Origin of the sequence: Paraburkholderia sp. EB58 (assembly GCF_050436665.1) — a bacterium.
In the GTDB taxonomy this organism is placed as follows: Bacteria; Pseudomonadota; Gammaproteobacteria; order Burkholderiales; family Burkholderiaceae; genus Paraburkholderia.
In genome coordinates, this window is record NZ_JBNDMQ010000001.1 from 154,406 (window position 1) to 171,258 (window position 16,853).

Annotated in this window: 13 protein-coding genes; 4 read left to right on the forward strand and 9 right to left on the reverse strand. The window is 59.7% G+C overall.

Annotated elements, in window-relative coordinates; all coding sequences use genetic code 11:
* Nucleotides 1-30: 30 nt before the first annotated feature.
* Genes P3T40_RS00720 through P3T40_RS00730 form a run of 3 tightly spaced genes read right to left on the reverse strand, consistent with a single transcriptional unit; the run spans nt 31 to nt 2,895 of the window.
* Entirely contained in the window at nt 31-909 is an 879-nt protein-coding gene (locus P3T40_RS00720; RefSeq protein ID WP_429265764.1) for a PhzF family phenazine biosynthesis protein, read from the reverse strand.
* A gap of 35 nt (nt 910-944) precedes the next feature.
* Nucleotides 945-1,661 carry a transporter substrate-binding domain-containing protein gene (locus P3T40_RS00725; RefSeq protein WP_429265765.1) on the reverse strand — a complete coding sequence of 239 codons (717 nt, stop codon included), beginning with the start codon at nt 1,659-1,661 and terminating at the stop codon, nt 945-947.
* A gap of 34 nt (nt 1,662-1,695) precedes the next feature.
* Nucleotides 1,696-2,895 carry a pyridoxal phosphate-dependent aminotransferase gene (locus tag P3T40_RS00730; protein WP_429265766.1) on the reverse strand — a complete coding sequence of 400 codons (1,200 nt, stop codon included), beginning with the start codon at nt 2,893-2,895 and terminating at the stop codon, nt 1,696-1,698.
* Between the two features lie 156 nt (nt 2,896-3,051).
* Between P3T40_RS00730 and P3T40_RS00735 the strand changes: the two genes are divergently transcribed.
* The 4 genes from P3T40_RS00735 (at nt 3,052) to hisN (ending at nt 8,412) form a co-directional block, all read left to right on the forward strand.
* Nucleotides 3,052-4,506 carry a PLP-dependent aminotransferase family protein gene (locus P3T40_RS00735; RefSeq protein ID WP_429265767.1) on the forward strand — a complete coding sequence of 485 codons (1,455 nt, stop codon included), beginning with the start codon at nt 3,052-3,054 and terminating at the stop codon, nt 4,504-4,506.
* A 459-nt stretch (nt 4,507-4,965) separates the two neighbouring features.
* Nucleotides 4,966-7,056 carry a maltose alpha-D-glucosyltransferase gene (gene treS / locus P3T40_RS00740; protein ID WP_429265768.1) on the forward strand — a complete coding sequence of 697 codons (2,091 nt, stop codon included), beginning with the start codon at nt 4,966-4,968 and terminating at the stop codon, nt 7,054-7,056.
* Between the two features lie 164 nt (nt 7,057-7,220).
* Nucleotides 7,221-7,604, forward strand: a complete 384-nt coding sequence (locus P3T40_RS00745) for a VOC family protein (RefSeq protein WP_429265769.1) — start codon at nt 7,221-7,223, stop codon at nt 7,602-7,604.
* A 16-nt stretch (nt 7,605-7,620) separates the two neighbouring features.
* Nucleotides 7,621-8,412 (forward strand): histidinol-phosphatase, encoded by a 792-nt coding sequence (gene hisN / locus P3T40_RS00750; protein ID WP_429265770.1) that lies wholly within the window; start codon nt 7,621-7,623, stop codon nt 8,410-8,412.
* A 108-nt stretch (nt 8,413-8,520) separates the two neighbouring features.
* On the opposite strand, the gene hisD is transcribed toward hisN, so the two are convergent.
* The 6 genes from hisD to P3T40_RS00780 form a co-directional block, all read right to left on the reverse strand.
* The gene (hisD, locus tag P3T40_RS00755; RefSeq protein ID WP_429265771.1) at nt 8,521-9,849 is read right to left on the reverse strand and encodes a histidinol dehydrogenase; all 1,329 of its coding nucleotides are present in this window, start codon (nt 9,847-9,849) and stop codon (nt 8,521-8,523) included.
* 349 nt (nt 9,850-10,198) lie between these two features.
* Complete coding sequence (locus tag P3T40_RS00760; RefSeq protein ID WP_429265772.1) at nt 10,199-11,986, reverse strand: thiamine pyrophosphate-binding protein; 1,788 nt, start codon at nt 11,984-11,986, stop codon at nt 10,199-10,201.
* 98 nt (nt 11,987-12,084) lie between these two features.
* Nucleotides 12,085-12,960: a carbohydrate ABC transporter permease gene (locus P3T40_RS00765; protein WP_429265773.1), complete on the reverse strand. Its 876-nt coding sequence runs from the start codon at nt 12,958-12,960 to the stop codon at nt 12,085-12,087.
* Nucleotides 12,961-12,971: 11 nt separating this feature from the next.
* Complete coding sequence (locus tag P3T40_RS00770) at nt 12,972-13,898, reverse strand: carbohydrate ABC transporter permease (RefSeq protein WP_429265774.1); 927 nt, start codon at nt 13,896-13,898, stop codon at nt 12,972-12,974.
* A 62-nt stretch (nt 13,899-13,960) separates the two neighbouring features.
* Nucleotides 13,961-15,331, reverse strand: coding sequence for an extracellular solute-binding protein (locus P3T40_RS00775; protein WP_429265775.1), 1,371 nt, complete (start codon nt 15,329-15,331; stop codon nt 13,961-13,963).
* A 52-nt stretch (nt 15,332-15,383) separates the two neighbouring features.
* Complete coding sequence (locus P3T40_RS00780; RefSeq protein WP_429265776.1) at nt 15,384-16,484, reverse strand: ABC transporter ATP-binding protein; 1,101 nt, start codon at nt 16,482-16,484, stop codon at nt 15,384-15,386.
* Nucleotides 16,485-16,853 lie beyond the last annotated feature (369 nt).

Genomic DNA, 16,853 nt, shown 5'->3' on the forward strand with positions numbered 1-16,853 from the left:
ACCCTTAGCGCATCTCGCGCCCGGTCCCGTCTAGAGCGTAAGCGAGCCTTCCACGGATGTGACGCAAGAACCGCCGACGCTTACGGTTCCGTTCGCATCCACACTTATCTTGACTCGTCCATCTCGACCGACGCAGCGTCCCTGAGCCGCCACGTACTCGGTTCGGCCGGGCGGCAACAGGCCGCGCTGCCACTGGAAGGCGGCCACGCTGCCGTTGCCGCTTCCGCAGACAGGATCCTCGTCGACGCCACAGGACGGCGCAAAGGTACGCACTTCTATTGACGCGTCGTCACCATGCTCGCGAGCGCCGAATACGGTCAGGCCCGTGACGCCAAGGCGGCGTTCGAGCTCAGCCAGTCTCGCGAGATCCGGCCGAAGATCCAGTACGGAAGCCGCATCGTTCAGTTGCGCCACGATCCAGACGGGGCCAACGTTCACGATAGCTGGCGCAGTCTTCAGGTCTACTTTGCATCCGAGGATGCGCTCCAGCTCTGCCACGTCCGCCGTGTGCAGGGGCTCCAGCTTCGCAGGCGGTAGCCGGAAGGTGAGCTCGCGGTCTGCGCCTCCCGCCCCAATTGTCAATTCGACGAGCCCGATGCCGCATTGCTGAATCAATCGACCGCTTTGGCGAGGCGCGACGCGCCCGGCTTCCAGGATGGCGTGCGCACTGCCAAGCGTCGGATGTCCGGCGAAAGGAAGCTCGCTACGCGGCGTGAAAATCCTCAAGCGGTAGTCGGCGTCGGCTGTCGTGGGCGGAAGGACAAACGTCGTTTCCGAAAGGTTGGTCCATCTCGCCACAGCCTGCATCGCGTCGGCGCTGAGGTCCTCCGCATCCATTACCACGGCCACTGGATTGCCCAGAAGCGGCCGGAAAGTAAAGACGTCAACGACTTTATAGGATCGCTTCATGTTTCCTCCGTCTGAATCCCGCGAACTCGTGCCGCTCAGGCTGCGCTCACGCTGTCGAGCTCCGTCCGTGCGAGACCGTACTTCGCCATGCGAGCACGGTGATCCGCCGAACCGAGGTACTTCCGAAGCTGCTCATTCACAGCCTGCAGAAGTGCATGATTGCTCTTGTTGAACGAGAAGGCGCCGAGAGGTCCTCCACCTTCCTGACTCGTTTCGAGCCCAACCACTTCCAGTTCCTTATGGACACCCGCCAGGACACGGCTTCCCACCGCCGTGCTCGCGTACGCGTCGATCTTTCCTGCGAGCAGCGCGTCGATCGCTTGCGGTTGGTCCTTGTACGCCACGATCTGGTTGTCGCTCACGCCCGCCGACATTGCGGCGTCGTATTGAATCGTCCCGGCAACGATCCCGAGCCGAGCGTCGTTCCGCGCCGCGACGGCCTGGTAGCTCGCCAGCGCTTTCGGATTGCCATGACGAAGCAAAAAGCCATCGCCCAGCGACCACACCGGCACACTGAATGCAACGCGCTCGGCACGCTCGGCCGTCACAAATATCGGCACGTTCATATCCCAGCGACCTTCCTGCACGCCAGGCAGAAGCTCTTCGAATGAGGTCAAATGATGTTCGATCGAGGATACACCGATCGCTCGAAGCACCACGTCAGCCAGCTCGATATCGGCGCCCGTCGCACAATGATCTTCACCTGTCCAGTAGAACGGGGGTTCCTCGAGATACGCGATTCTTACTCTCATAGCGGTGCTCCACATGTCCAAGGGTTAAGACTCGTTAGGCAATCGCGGCGTCCAGAGCCGACGAGAGCGCGGATAACGCGGATTCCAGGCGCGCAGGCGGCAGATAGCCAAAGCCCAGCCGGAATACACGGCTGCTTTCCCCGAACCATGCTCCGGACGCCAGTTGCAAGTCATGACCTGGCAGCAGATCCCAGAAGCGTGAGACGGCAGCCTCGTCAAATGCCTCGGAGCGCAGGCGCACGCAGCACAGCGCACCGGCGTCGGGGCGGACCCACTCGACGCGTTCGCGCTCGCTCTCGCACCAGTGCGCCAGTTCCCCGAGAGCGCCGGCGAGCAACCGGCGTCGCGACGCGAGTACCCCTTCCCTGTGACGCAGCAGCACGGTGGCGAGCGTCTCGTCGAGCACCGAACCCGAGATCACGGTGTTCATCTTGGCGACGGTCAGACGCGCCCGAAGATCGGCGTCCGCCACCGTCAGCCAGCCTGTCCGCAGGCCCGGCGCGCCGAGCGCCTTCGATACCGACGCGCCGGTGACGATGCGCGCGTCGAGCGCCGCAAAACTGTCGGCCACGGCATCGTCGCCATAGGCGGCTTCCCGATAGGTCTCGTCGACGAAAAGTATCGCTCCCGGAGACCGCCTTTCCATCAAGACAAGTAGCTTCTCGATGTCGGCACGAGACGTCTGAACGCCAGCGGGATTTTGTGGCGAAGCGATGCTCACGAGCTTCGTCTTCGACGACAGACTTGCGTCGATCTGGTCCAGGTCCAGCCGATAGCCATTCTCAAACGACAGCTTGATCTCGCGGACGTCGACGCCGGCTCCGACAAGGCAGTCACGGCTCGGCGGGAAGCAGGGTGTAGCCAGGACAGCCTCGTCGCCGGCCCGGCAGACCTCGAAAGCGAGAAGAAAGAGCCCCAGCGCGGTACCTTGCGTCGTAATGATCTGCTCGGCTGGAACGCCGCAGCCCTCTGCAATGGCTTCGCGCAGTGCTAACGACCCAGCGGAGGTTCCATAGCCGAGTTTGAGATCGCGGATACGGTCGAGACCCGCCAGGTCCAGCAATTCGCCGACCGTCAAGTCTTGCGAAGTGCTCTCCGCCAGATTGAGCGGCCGATTCACGTCGAGCAGTGAAATGATCTCATTGCGAGGAAATCTCCCGCGCCACGCCGGGGAATTCGCTTCGTTGAAGCCAGGCCGTTGTCTTTCGTCGAAATTCTGCTGGAAACCGTTCATGCTTGTTCCTTGCATTTGCTGTTAGTGCATGCATCGTAGCGCTCTCCGGTCGACCATAACAGTCACAATTTTCCGCAGAATGGACCATCACAATTCTCCTTGGCGAGCTGAGGTGTCGCGTCGATAATCAGGGATTACTCCGTTACGAGCGCTTCCATGGACACACCCACTTCGTACCGCTACGAGCAGTTGGCCGAACTCATCGTCGGCATGATCGACAAGGGCGCGCTCGCACCGGGCATGCGGCTACCATCCGTGCGCGCAGTCAGCGAGCAGCACCGCATCAGCATCTCCACGGCGTTACAGGCGTATCGCCTGCTCGAGGATCGCGGCGTCCTCGTCGCACGTCCGCAGTCGGGCTTCTACGTCGCGGCCGCGCGCCGCGGTGCCCTCGCCTTGCCGTCGGCCTCGCGGCCGCGCGCGAAGGCCTCGACCGTGTCGATCAGCGGAGCCGTCGCGGGGCTGCTCGAGCACGCATCGAATTCGGCGCTCGTCCCTCTTGGCTGCGCCGTGCCCGACGCAGCGCTGCTGCAAGCGCAGCGGCTCGACCTCGCGCTCGCGCGCGCTGCGCGTCAACACGGCACGCGCTACAACACCTACTGCGCACCGCACGGCGAGCCGCGCCTGCGCCGCGAGATCGCAAAGCGCGCGATGCGCGTCGGGCATGCGCTCTCGCCCGACGACGTGCTCGTGACGTGCGGCTGCACCGAGGCGCTGACGCTCGCGCTTACGGCTGTCGCCAGGCGCGGCGATACGATCGCGATCGAATCGCCCACCTACTTCGGGTTCCTTCACACCATTGAAATGCTCGGTCTGAAGGCATTCGAGCTGCCGACTCACCCGACGCGCGGCATCGACGTCGGCGCGCTCACACGCTTGCTCGAGACGGAACCCGTGGCGGCATGTTTGCTGTCATCGAGCTTCAATAATCCACTCGGCTCGGCGATGACCGAAGCCGACAAACGTGCCCTCCTCGCGGTGCTCGCGCGGCATGCCGTACCGCTCATCGAAGACGACGTTTACGGCGACATTCACTTCGGTCGCGAGCGGCCGAAGCCGTTCATCGCGCTCGACGGCGGCGCCAATACGATCTACTGCAGTTCGTTTTCGAAATCCCTTGCGCCAGGATACCGGGTCGGGTGGATTGCGGCGGGCGCCTATACGCAACAAGTGATGGAGCGCAAGCTCGCGTTCAGCCTCTGCAGCCCGGTCTTGCCCCAGGTCGCACTCGCAGACTTCCTGGAGAGCGGCGCCTACGATGCTCACCTGCGCCGCATCCGCCGAACCTTCGAAGAAAACCTTGCGCGCATGACTCAGACGATCGAGGCAAGCTTCCCCGCCGACACGAAAGTCAGCCGGCCAGCAGGCGGCTTTGTACTCTGGCTCGAACTGCCAAGACGCTTCGACTCGCGTGCGCTCTTCGACGAGGCGCTCGAGCAAGGCATTTGCTTCGCACCCGGCGACGTTTTTTCCGCGAGCCGGCGCTTTCGCAATTGCCTGCGCTTGAGCGCTGGGCATGCCTGGGACGACCGCATGGAAGACGGGGTCCGCCGCCTGGGCCGGCTCGCACGAGCGCTGCTCGCGCGCCAGGCGGCATTGGTGAATGGATAGGGGCGCGATCAAAAACCCGATTGCCGGCCGTTGGCCGTCCGACTGAGCGAGGGTTAGCCCGCGCCTCGGCGGCAGTGCCAGAACGCCCAACGGATCGTCGCATTCAACCAACATGTGCCCACCCCAGCCGCACACTCGTGCGCTCGTTCCTGTGACATTCACTCGAATCAAACCGTAATAAGCACTCCGCAGTACTTGCAGCACTAAGTGCTTTCGACGCCGACAATGTTGACGCGAAGTGACGCGAAATGAAGCTGACTTTCGCGAACTCGTCGCGCTACCTCTGCGCTCGCACCATCATGCAATGTGACTCAGGTTTTCGTCAAACCAAAACCCTGTTCGCCAACTCAATCGCGTCGCTCTTAGGCATCTTTGCGTACACCCCTTGCGAGAGAGCGCTCTGCAGAGCTTGAGAATTTTTCGTGAGCGTACCCGCAACATTTCCAAAAGAGGTCTGCTGTGAATCTCCCCGCCGCCGAACATGTTGAGTGGCTCGTCAGTCATTCGATGCTTCATCAACTCCGTACCCGCGCCCGCACATACGCCGGACAAGCCAGACTCTGGTTACACCCGTACGCCGAATCTAAACCTCGAGTGGCATGTGCGATGTCGTCCGTGTGGTTCACCGCCTACCCCGGGGCGGTCATCTCGGCAACGGGCGACTCCGTCCTTCGGACCCTCGGTAGTGATGCTCTTTGGCGCGCACTATCCTCAATCGGCATTCAAGCGGTTCACCCCGGTCCCACCAAGCTCGCGGGTGGTCTCAGAGACCGGACTTTCACGCCGTCAATTGACGGCAATTTTGACCGCATCGGCCTCGGTATCGACCCTCGCTTCGGCACCGAAGAAGAGTTCGTCGCAATGAGCAGAATGGCCGCTGCTCACAACGCGGTCGTCATTGACGACGTCGTGCCATCGCACACAGGAAAGGGGGCCGACTTCCGGTTAGCCGAGATGAACTACGGCGACTACCCTGGCCTCTACCACATGATTGAAATCAAGCCGGAAGACTGGAGCATCCTGCCCGACGTCGCCGAGGGACGCGATGCGGTCAACCTGACGCCGAAGGTCGTGGATGTACTCAAGGAAAAGTGCTACATAGTCGGACAGCTTCAACGTGTGATTTTCTTTGAGCCAGGAATCAAAGAGACCGATTGGAGCGCCACGCCTCCCGTCGTCGGGGTGGATGGTGTCACCAGACGCTGGGTCTACCTGCACTACTTCAAGGAGGGACAGCCCTCGCTCAATTGGCTGGACCCGACATTCGCCGCACAGCAGCTAATCATCGGCGATGCCCTCCACTCGCTTGATGTTCTCGGGGCGCGCGGGCTGCGTCTCGACGCAAACGGTTTCCTGGGCATTGAGCGCCGGGCGCATGGCAACGCGTGGTCCGAAAGTCACCCGCTTTCGATTACCGGTAACCAGCTGCTGGGGGGAGCCATACGTAAAGCCGGAGGCTTCAGCTTTCAGGAGTTGAATCTCACCGTCGATGACATCGCTGCAATGTCAAAAGGTGGCGCAGATCTCTCCTATGATTTCATCACACGCCCCGCCTACCAGCATGCGCTATTGACAGGAGACACCGAGTTTCTCCGGCTTATGCTAAGAACAGTCCATCAGCATGGAATCGACCCGGCTTCTCTCATCCATGCGCTCCAGAACCATGACGAACTGACGCTGGAACTCGTGCACTTCTGGACGTTGCATGCAAACACGACATTCGCGTTTCAAGGCCAAACGTGGCCCGGAAACATCCTCCGCGAACATATCCGCGAGACGATGTACGAACGCCTCAGCGGTGAACACGCCCCCTATAACCTGCGCTTCGTCACGAATGGCGTTTCTTGCACGACCGCCAGCATAATCGCCGCCGCCCTTAACATTCGTGAACTCGACTCTTTGACCGAGCACGACAAAGCGAACATTCAACAGATTCATTTGCTACTTGCGATGTACAACGCTCTTCAGCCTGGCGTCTTTGCAATCTCAGGCTGGGACCTTGTGGGTGCATTGCCGTTACCCATCGCAACGGTTGAAGAGCGCATGCTGGATGGCGATACCAGGTGGATACACCGCGGCGCTTACGACCTGACTGGCGAAAACGCAACCGCGGCCTTGTCCGAGGAAGGCATTCCTCGAGCGGTAGCGTTGTATGGCCCCCTACCCGAGCAACTGACCAATCCCGATTCATTTGCCTCGCAACTGAAACATCTCCTCTCGGTGCGCGAAGCATACAAGATTGCCTCAAGCAAACAGATAGCCATACCTGAGGTCACCTCACCAAGCCTGCTCGTCATGGTCCACGAACTTCCTGCGGGCAAAGGCACTCAAGTGACTGCGCTGAACTTCAGCGCAAGCAACGTCGACGAGACGATTTCGCTGGCTGGCGTTGCCCCGGGTCCCGTCGTGGACATGCTAGCGGAGTCGGTTATCGGTGACCTGGACGAGTTCGGATCCTTGCGAATCTCCCTGGACGGCTACCGTGGAGTTTCATTGCGCATCGTGAGCGCATTGCCCTCGGCACACGTTGACGAGGTTGGTGAAAGTTGACGCGAACTAGAGCGCACACTCCTGCGTTCAAGCCGCGAGCGCTTCAGCGTGATCGCGCGAGCGCGTCAGCGTGGTCGCATTTGGCTTCCGCAAGTGCCACAATATGGAAAGCGAAGCCGCCAAGGCCTGCGGGCTGAAGGCGTTGAAAAAAACTGGAGGACAACATGCGATTAGCACACGTGGCTTTGTGGACGCGCGACATCACCGGCGCTGCCGACTTCTGGCAGCGCTATTTCAACGCGGAAGTCGGTCCGCTCTATCGAAGCGCACGTCGCCCCGGCTTTACATCCTGCTTCGTCCGCCTGACACCAGACCAGTTTCAGATTGAACTGATGAGCGCGCCTTGGGTCGAGGAAAAATCGGCTGATGAGTGCCTCGGCTGGGACCATATTGCCATTTCTCTTGGTAAAGCCGAAGCAGTCGACACGCTGGCAGAGCGTTGCAGAACAGATGGAATCCTGTTGTCGGGACCCAGGCTCACAGGTGACGGCTTCTACGAGGCGGTGATAGTGGCACCCGATGGCACGCGAGTCGAAATCACCAGTTGAGAGCGAGCCTCCGATTATGGATTCGATCGAAAGCTACCTTCAGTTTGCCAGCTCAACGCTAGACGAAACTGGCCCTATTGGTCTGCGCTATTTCAGACAGCCAATCGACATCGCGCAGAAGGCTGACGCCAGCCCTGTAACGGTTGCAGACATCGAAATTGAAGCACTGATTCGTGACCGGATTGCGCAAACCTACCCATCGCACGGCATACTTGGAGAAGAGCAGGATCCGGTCAATATATCGGCAGAGCTATGCTGGGTGATTGACCCTATCGACGGCACAAAGAGCTTTATCAGTGGCATGCCTCTCTGGGGCACCCTTATCGCTCTGCTGAAGGACTCGCATCCCGTTCTTGGCATCATTGATGTACCGGCGCTCGGCGAGCGATACGTCGGCACGCCAGGACGCGGAACAGAGCGCAACGGGGAGTCAATCAGGACGAGCCACTGCACTGAGCTTCGCGATTGCAACATGTTCGCAACCTCGCCGGACATGTTCAGTGCCACCGAATTCCAGGTGTTCGAATCATTGAGCCGTCGTGCACGGTTCAGAAGATTCGGCGGAGATTGCTATAGCTACGCCATGCTCGCAGCCGGGAAAATCGACGCGGTCATCGAAGCGGGACTCAAACCGTACGACTACCTTCCCATTGCGCCAATTGTGACCGGTGCTGGAGGCGTTATGACTGATTGGAACGGCAATCCGTTGACATCGTCGAGCGACGGCCGTGTCATCGCCGCCGCAACCCCGGCGCTGCATCGTGCTCTGCTCGAAGAAACGATTAAGCTTCAGCGGACAGAGATTTAGCGCGCGCTGCTCCACCGTGTGCTCCAACAAGCGCGTGCACCGGTCGCATAGCAACCGGTGCACGACTCACTAGCTCGCATTGCTGCGAACCAGGCACCCACTCCTCAATTACTTGGCCGTCGCAACGGGGACCGGGGCAGCCTTGCCATAGGCAACCTCGACGTTGCCAAGGCGACGCAGGCGGATGTTAGCCTGCTCCGCATGACCCGAGAAGCCTTCAAGAATGCACAGGCGCGAGCAATACTCGCCCACGAGCACAGATGCTTCATCGGTCAGGATGCGCTGATACGTGCAGGTCTTCAGGAACTTGCCCACCCACAGGCCGCCGGTGAAGCGAGCCGCCCGTGAGGTCGGCAGCGTATGGTTCGTGCCGATGACCTTGTCTCCATACGCGACGTTCGTGCGAGCGCCGAGGAACAGCGCGCCGTAGTTGCGCAAACGGTCCAGAAAGAAGTCCGGGTCGCGCGTCATCACTTGCACGTGCTCCGATGCGATGCGGTCCGACTCGCGAATCACTTCTTCGTCGTTTTCGCAGATGATGACTTCACCGTAGCCTTCCCATGCCTTGCGCGCGATTTCGGCGGTATCGAGTTGATTAAGCAAGCGCTCGACTTCCGCGAGCGTCTTTTCGCCCAGTTCCTTCGACGTCGTGATGAGCACCGCCGGCGAGGTCGGGCCGTGTTCAGCCTGGCCAAGCAGGTCGGTGGCGACGAGCTCGGCATCCACCGAGTCATCCGCAATAATCAGGGTTTCCGTCGGTCCCGCAACGAGGTCGATACCAACCTGACCGTACAGCTGGCGCTTTGCCTCAGCGACGTAGGCGTTACCCGGACCGACGATGACGTCCACTTGCGGGAATTCGCCAATGCCCAGCGCCATCGCGGTCACGGCTTGCACACCGCCGATGCAGTAAATCTCATCGGCACCCGCGATATGGATTGCGGCGATAACCGGCGCGCTCGGGCGGCCTTCGAAGGGGGGCGACGTCGCGATAACGCGGCTGGCACCGGCTACCTTCGCCGTCACTATGCCCATGTGCGCCGAGGCGACCAGCGGATACTTACCGCTCGGGATATAGCAGCCCACCGTCTCGACAGGAACATTCTTGTGGCCAAGAATGACGCCCGGTAACGTTTCGACTTCGATGTCACGCATCGACGCCAATTGATGGCGCGCAAAGTTGCGAACCTGTTCCTGTGCGAACTTGATATCCACAATTTCTTGCTCTGTCAGCTCGGCAACGCAAGCGTCGATTTGCTCTTGCGTGAGACGAAACTGCGCAGGATTCCACTTGTCGAACTTCGAGGAATATTCGTGCAGCGCTTCGTTCCCGCGCGCGGAGATGTCGGTAATCATCTCTTCGACAACGCGGCGGACCTGCTTGGTGTCAGCTTCGCCAGTGGGTTGCGTAGTGGCCGACTTCAGAAAAAACGACATGGTTGCCCCTTATGATGCAAACTCAGAAGTTGAGTGGATTCTTCAACGATAAATTCTTACGTAGCTGAGACTCTGTATTTAGAGTCCAAAAGCATTTCGTGGGAAAGCGCGTCACTTATGCAGCGCGAAGCCAGTATCAGTCGAGAAAAGCGCCAACTCAATTTCGCGAGAAGCCTCCAGGATGACGCACTGTGACGCTATTTTGGTTTGCACGCTATGCACGTTGCCAGTTGCACAATGAGCGTCTCGCATCTGTAATCGCAAAGCGGCTCGTGCATCGACGAATTCTGAAAATCAGCTATCCTGATGAATGAGCCGAGGACCTCTATTACCCTGCCGCAGAAGTCTGTTACGCAGCGTCGAACTGCAAATCTCCCACTCGGATTGCCGCGTCAGTCTCGTGCCGCGCAATCATCACCTCGACCAAGGCTGGCCCAGTACTATCAAGCGCGCGTCGGAATGCCCCCTCCAACTGGGAGGCATGCTCGACGCGCCACGCATCAAGGCCAAAGCTTCTTGCGATGTCCGCGAATGCAAGGGAGTAAGGGCGTCCGTCCGGCAGGGAGAATTCACCGATGCTCGGCCGCACAGCTGGTGACCCCACTGCACCGGATACAAATTCTGGCCCGCTTTGATTGAAGACTACGAAAACCACAGGAATGCAATGCATGACGCTGACCGCCATTTCCTGCATCGATTGGAGAAAATCGCTATCTTCAACCACACATACGACTTGCCGCGCAGGCATCGCAAGCTTTGCGCCTATGGCAGCAGGAACAGCCCAACCGCCGGCGACCGACGCTCCCGCAGAAAGAAAAGTGCGTGGGACATAGACCGGGAAATGCTCGCGCGCAATGTGCGCAACGGCGCCCGACCCAATGACCGCAATGGCATCGCGATGCAGTACTTTACGAAGCTCGAGGAAGGGGCGCGGCGCGCGAATAAAAGTTTCGTGCGCTCCAGACTTGCTGGCGACTGAACTGCGCCACTGTCCACGCAAGTCGCGCATGAGTTCAATGAATGCCTGTCGGCGAGCGCCTGTGGCTCGCGTCAGCTTTCCGTTCAGCGCGGACTTGAGGTCGACTAGCGCGCTTTTCGCGTCCGCGACGACGCCAACTTCGACGGGATAGCGCTTGCCGATTTCGTCCCGCTCGACATCAATTTGAATCAGCTTTTTCCCGGCCAGCCCAGATACGCTACGGCCACCGCCATTGACGCCGGTTAGGTCCGATAGACGGCTGCCCACCGCAACGACGACGTCTGCCTTGCGCAGGAGCGCGGTTCCGCAGGCACTTCCCATTGACCCTACAGAGCCGGCATTCAGGTCGTGGTCGTGAGGAATCGCTCCAATGCCGTTGCCCGCAACCAGCACAGGCGCCGAAAGCGCCTCGGCCAACGCGTTGAGCTCGGATGTGGCATCGGCAGCCACAACGCCGCCTCCTGCGAGAAGGATAGGACGCTCTGCGCCGGCAAGAACACCAGCGGCCTGCTCAATGACCGCAGCGTCCCCTCGCAGCCTGTTTGGCGCGAGCCGGTTCTGGAGGGATTCAGAGCTCACGTGGTCCGTGTGGTTCTGAATTTCGAGTGGGACTTCGAGATGGACCGGACCTGGCCTCGCCCCCAGCACGCTGTTGAAAGCACTATGTATTGCCTGCGGCAATTCGGAGAAACCGCGCACCTTCCACGACTGCTTCAGGCCGCCGGACGCCAGGTCTGTGTCCCAGCCCGCGCCGGCTTGTGTGGAACTCACCGGGGCCGCGTTCGCATCGTCACTAGCCCGGTCTCCCGTGACGAGAATGACGCCACAGGAGTCAGACAGGCAGTTGGAAAGGGCCGCGGTGGCGCTTAGGATTCCGGTCCTGGAAGGAAGAATAACGGCCATCGCACTACCACACGCACGGAAGTATCCGTCCGCCATGTGCACCGCACTCTGCTCGTTCACGACCCGGATAAAGGGAATTCCAGCCCCTGGCGCATTGAGACCCTCGAGAAGTGCGCTGTTTCCGTAGCCGGGCACACCAGCGACATATCGAACCCCGTACGCGCGCAACTCCTTCGCGATGACCTGTCCGCCTGCTAACTTCACTCGATACTCCCGATATTTTGATGCGCAAAAGACTGCCTCGCGTTGACGCAAGCCTCTCACGTACCAGTATTCGCGGCAAAAAATCCCAACTCAATTTCGCACTTGGCAGATTTGCGACGCACTCCGACGCACTAAGTGCACTTCTTCCCTCAACCGCGTACGGCGCCGCTCAGCGAAAAGCCGCCCCTGAAAAATCGCGACATCACGAAGTAGAGGACGATGACCGGTATGGAGTACAGAATGGAGAAAGCGGCAATCTGTCCATACCGGATCGTTGCGGACCCAATGAAGCTGTAAATCGCGATGGGCGCGGGTTGGCTCGATTGGTCGGCTATCAACACAATTGGAATGAGAAAGTTGCCCCATGCATTCACGAAGCTGAAGATGGCCGCGGACGCAATGCCGGGCATGGCCAGCGGGATGATGACCGAGCGAAGAATGCGGAAGGTACCCGCCTGCTCCATGCTCGCCGCTTCTTCAAGGTCACGCGGAATCGCATCAATGGTGTTCTTGATGAGATAGATGGCGAATGGAAGCGACGTAACGCCCAACAGTACCGCTGTCGGCACAATCGAGAGCAGGTCGTACTTCGCGAACATTTTGTAGACCGGCACGATGAGAATCGTAACAGGCACGCCCGAAAGGAACAGGATGCCTAAGAGAATCGGCCCTTTCCATGGAATGCGATGGCGCGAGAACGAGTACGCCGCCAGGATCCCCGCTCCCGTTGACACCACTGCCGCAATCGCCGAAACAATCACGCTGTTCCAGAGTGCTTGCGCATTCCCTTGCGCCAGAGCGTCGACGAAATTGTCCAGCGTGAGCGTAGGCAACTGAATCTGCCAGCCCGCGTGTTTGTCGAAAGCGCCAACCACGAGCCACAGGACAGGGATGACGAAGTATGCGCCGATGAATAGCAATATGATGTTGGCGAAGAGCTTGCCGGACACCGGCTCGGCGCGGCGCTTGATGCGCCCTGCGGGACGCACGGAGTCTCCCGGCATCTTATGAGCAGACAGTTCCATTTTTTGTTCCTTCATGATGCTAGTTCAACCGGTTCGACGGGAAGGGCCTTCAGCTTGCTCTTTCGAATCTGCCCCGGGCGGTATTGACGGGCGATGAGTACGAAAGCCAAACCTAGCACCGAGGAGAGCAGCACAATCACGTTACCGAGAAGCGCGCTGTAACCGAGCCGATGGAACTTGAAGCCCTGCAAATATGAATAGATAGGCAAGATGTTGGTCTCGTTGTCAGGGCCACCACCCGTCATCAGATAAACGAGCGTGAAATTCGCGAACGTCAGGAGCGTCATCAGAAGCGCCGACATCAGGATTGTCGGCTTGAGCATCGGCAACGTCAGGCGGAACAGCCGCTGCACGGCACTCGCGTCCTCAAGAATCGCCGCCTCGACCATCTCGGTCGGGATGCTGCGCAGAGCGGCAGAAAACATGATCATCGACAGACCGGCGAGCGACCAGACGTTTGCGATAGACACCACCAGCATCGGGTAGGTGTAAAGCAGGTCGTGATTTGCATCGCCTAGAAGGCGCGGGAAGGTGCCGCCGCTCGTCGTGGCCGCATACCAGATGACCGCAATCGTAATAGGTGGCAGGTTCCACGCGAGGATAGCCAGCCCAGACACTAACCTGCCAAGCGCGCCGCTCGCCTTTTGCATCAGCAGGGCCATCGCGAGCCCCAGGATGGTCGAACCAAATGCGCCGGATCCAACGACAAACACCACCGTTTGCCAGAGCGAACTGGAGAAAACGTCGTCGTTCAGAAGCGTCCGGACATTCTGAAGTCCGGTGAACCAATAGTTGACCGCGTGCGGTCCGATTAGCTGCAGGTTGGTAAATCCCAGGTAGATTGCGTAGACAATAGGAAGCGCTAGCAGCGAGAGCAGGAGGATAGCTGCAGGCGCCAGCAGTACAAGGCTCACAGGGCGAAACGTGGTCTGATTCATTATCAAAACTCTCCAGAACATACGCTGGCCGCCCAGGAGCAGCAGCCAGCGAACCGCACCGACTATCGCGCGGCCATCACCTTGTCGTCACCAAGCTGGTTAGACAGTTCGCTCTTCATCATGCGGACGGCGTCGTCCACGCTCATATTCGGCTTCAGCACGAGCGCCTCGGTCGCCGCTTCGAACGCATGCGCCCAGACCGGATAGTCCGGGTCAGCCGGCACGCTCTTCGCCACCGCGAGCAGCTTGCCGAATTGCTCCTGATAAGGCGGCGCGAGTTCGGTGTATTGCTTGTCCGTCCAGTAGCTTTTCTGCGCCGGAACAAAGCCGGTCCAGTTCGCACCATCGATGGCGTGTTGCTTGCCGACAATCAACTCAATGAGTTGCCACGCGAGGTCAGGGTGCGCGGTCTTCTTGTAGATCGAGACGTCCCAACCGCCAAACGCGCTGGCATAACCCACGCCACCGCCCGTCACAGTAGGCAGCGGCGCGAAACCCACGGACTTCGCGGCATCCGGCCAGCACGGCGAGCACATCGACTTGCTCCAGGCGGCCGGGACATAGTTGCCTACCAGGGCAATGCCAATGTGGTGCTTCGGCATCTCAGGTGTGGCGAGCGCCGGCGAGTTTGCGTTCAGAATCAACGAAGACGGTGCGAGAAGCCCTTCAGCCGAAGCCTGGCGGTAGAAGTTCAGGACTTCGCGAATGCCCTTGGTATCGACGGCCCACTTGCCGGACGCATCCTTGATCGTCGGGTCACTCGACGCCATCAAGAGATTGGCTGCTCCCAAAACGAGCGCCGATGTGCCACCAGCGGGTCCCGTAATCGCCCACAACGGCCAAACACCTGGATCGCTCTTCTTGATCTTGCGCGCCGCATCAAGCACGTCTTGCCAGTTCTTGGGCTTCCAGTCAGCCGGAAGGCCGGCCTTCGCAAAGACTTGTCGGTCGTAAAGCAAGCCCGACGTGTTCACGCCCTGGCTGACACCAATGACATCCTTCCCCGCCGTGGATTCCTGCTTGACCGCGTCCGGCACATCCTTCCACCACGCTGCTTTTGCCAGGTACGGGTTGAGCGGCAAGAGATAGCCGCTCGCGGCCCACTGCGCCATCTCCTGAGCCGGCAATTGCGCGACATCCGGAGCGGCGCTCGGGTTGCCATAGGACATGCTGACCTTGGTCACAATGTCGTCAAAGCCGCCGGGAATAGGAACGAGCTGAACCGTGACACCGGGATGGGACTTTTCGAAATCAGTCTTGATGTCACCCCAGAACTTCTTCGTGAGCTCCGGCGTAACCATCACATACTCGGACCCGTAAGCGAGTTTAAGTACGGTATCCGCATGAGCTACGTTGCAAAGCAACGAACCAGCGGTCAGCATCGCTGACGCCACTGCGACCAACTTCTTGCTGCTGCGAGTAAAACAACGCATTGCTGGACTCCTAGTATCTATTGTTGAAATGAACCCATGTCTCCATCCCGCATTAGTGCCGGAGGCTCTTACCGGTATCGGCGTCGAAGTAGTGAAGGTCCGCGGGGTCGAAAACGAGGTCCACCCGCTCGCCGGGTGCTACAGGCGAGAAGCTGGGGAATCGTGCATCGACCAGGGCACCATTAATCGCAACACGCACAAAGTTCTCCGACCCGGTGGTCTCGATTGCCTTGACGACACCGGATGTCCGAACATCGCATCGTGCGGGCGCATCCTTAACCCAATGGAGGTCGTCCGGGCGGATGCCAATCTCGACTTTTGATGGCATCGAGCCATTGAATTCAGAGCGCTGAGCCGGCGGCAGGCGGAACTTCGCGCCAAGAGCGTGACAGTCGGCATCCGACGATGCGAGGCTGATTTCGCTGGGCGCGATGTTCATGCGCGGAGAGCCGATAAACGTTGCGACGTATCGGTCCACGGGACGTCGGTAGAGGCGTTCAGGCGTATCAATCTGGAGGAGCTTGCCCCCGGAGAACACGGCGATACGGTGACCCATGGACATCGCTTCAACCTGGTCATGCGTGACGTAAACCATCGTCGTGCCGAGACGGCGTTGCAAGTCAGATATTTCGCTGCGCATATGGGTGCGCAACGCCGCATCGAGGTTCGAGAGCGGCTCATCAAGCAGGAACAGCCGTGGCTCGCGAATCATCGCGCGGCCGAGCGCAACACGCTGCCGCTGGCCGCCGGAGAGCTCAGCGGGGCTCCGCGCGAGAAGGTTTTCGAGTTTCAACATGGCAGCGACCTCACGGATACGCTTCTCGATTTCCTTAGGCTTCGACTTGCGCACCTCCATCCCAAACGCGAGGTTCTTGTAAATCGACATGTGCGGGTAAAGCGCGTAGCTCTGGAAAACCATCGCGATGTCGCGCCGACCGGGCGGCAGGGCCGTCACATCCTTGTTTCCAATCGAAATACGACCGTCCGTTGGGCTTTCGAGTCCGGCCAGCATCCGCAGGGTCGTTGATTTGCCGCAGCCCGACGGTCCGACGAAAACGAGAAACTCTCCGTCCTCGACATCCAGGTTGAGGTCCGACACGACGTTGGTTTCGCCGAACGTCTTGTAGACGTGCTCAAATTTGATCGATGCCATTGCGCTGGTCCCGCTTAAGAGAGTGGAATGAAGCGAACGTTGCCCTTGTGCACTTGCAACGGGGAGTCTCCTCTAGGCTTATGCACTGGGAATCGGTTCAATGTGAACGCAGTTTCAGCATTCAAAATGTTGGCCTCAATTTCGCAACCGGACCAAACCTGACGCAAACTGACGCAGTGAGTTTTGGCAGTTTCTGCAGCAACGCTCGCACTGGCTTTCATCTCCGCCGCACAAGCCCGTCAGGAACGGGCCACCCCTTTCAAGCCGCTCTCCCCGTACCCCAAAGCTCTATAAATGGAGTGCGAATAGGGCAAACCCGTACACAACGCTTTCGGCCCCTTGTTGCAATGGACCTCGTGAGGGGTGACG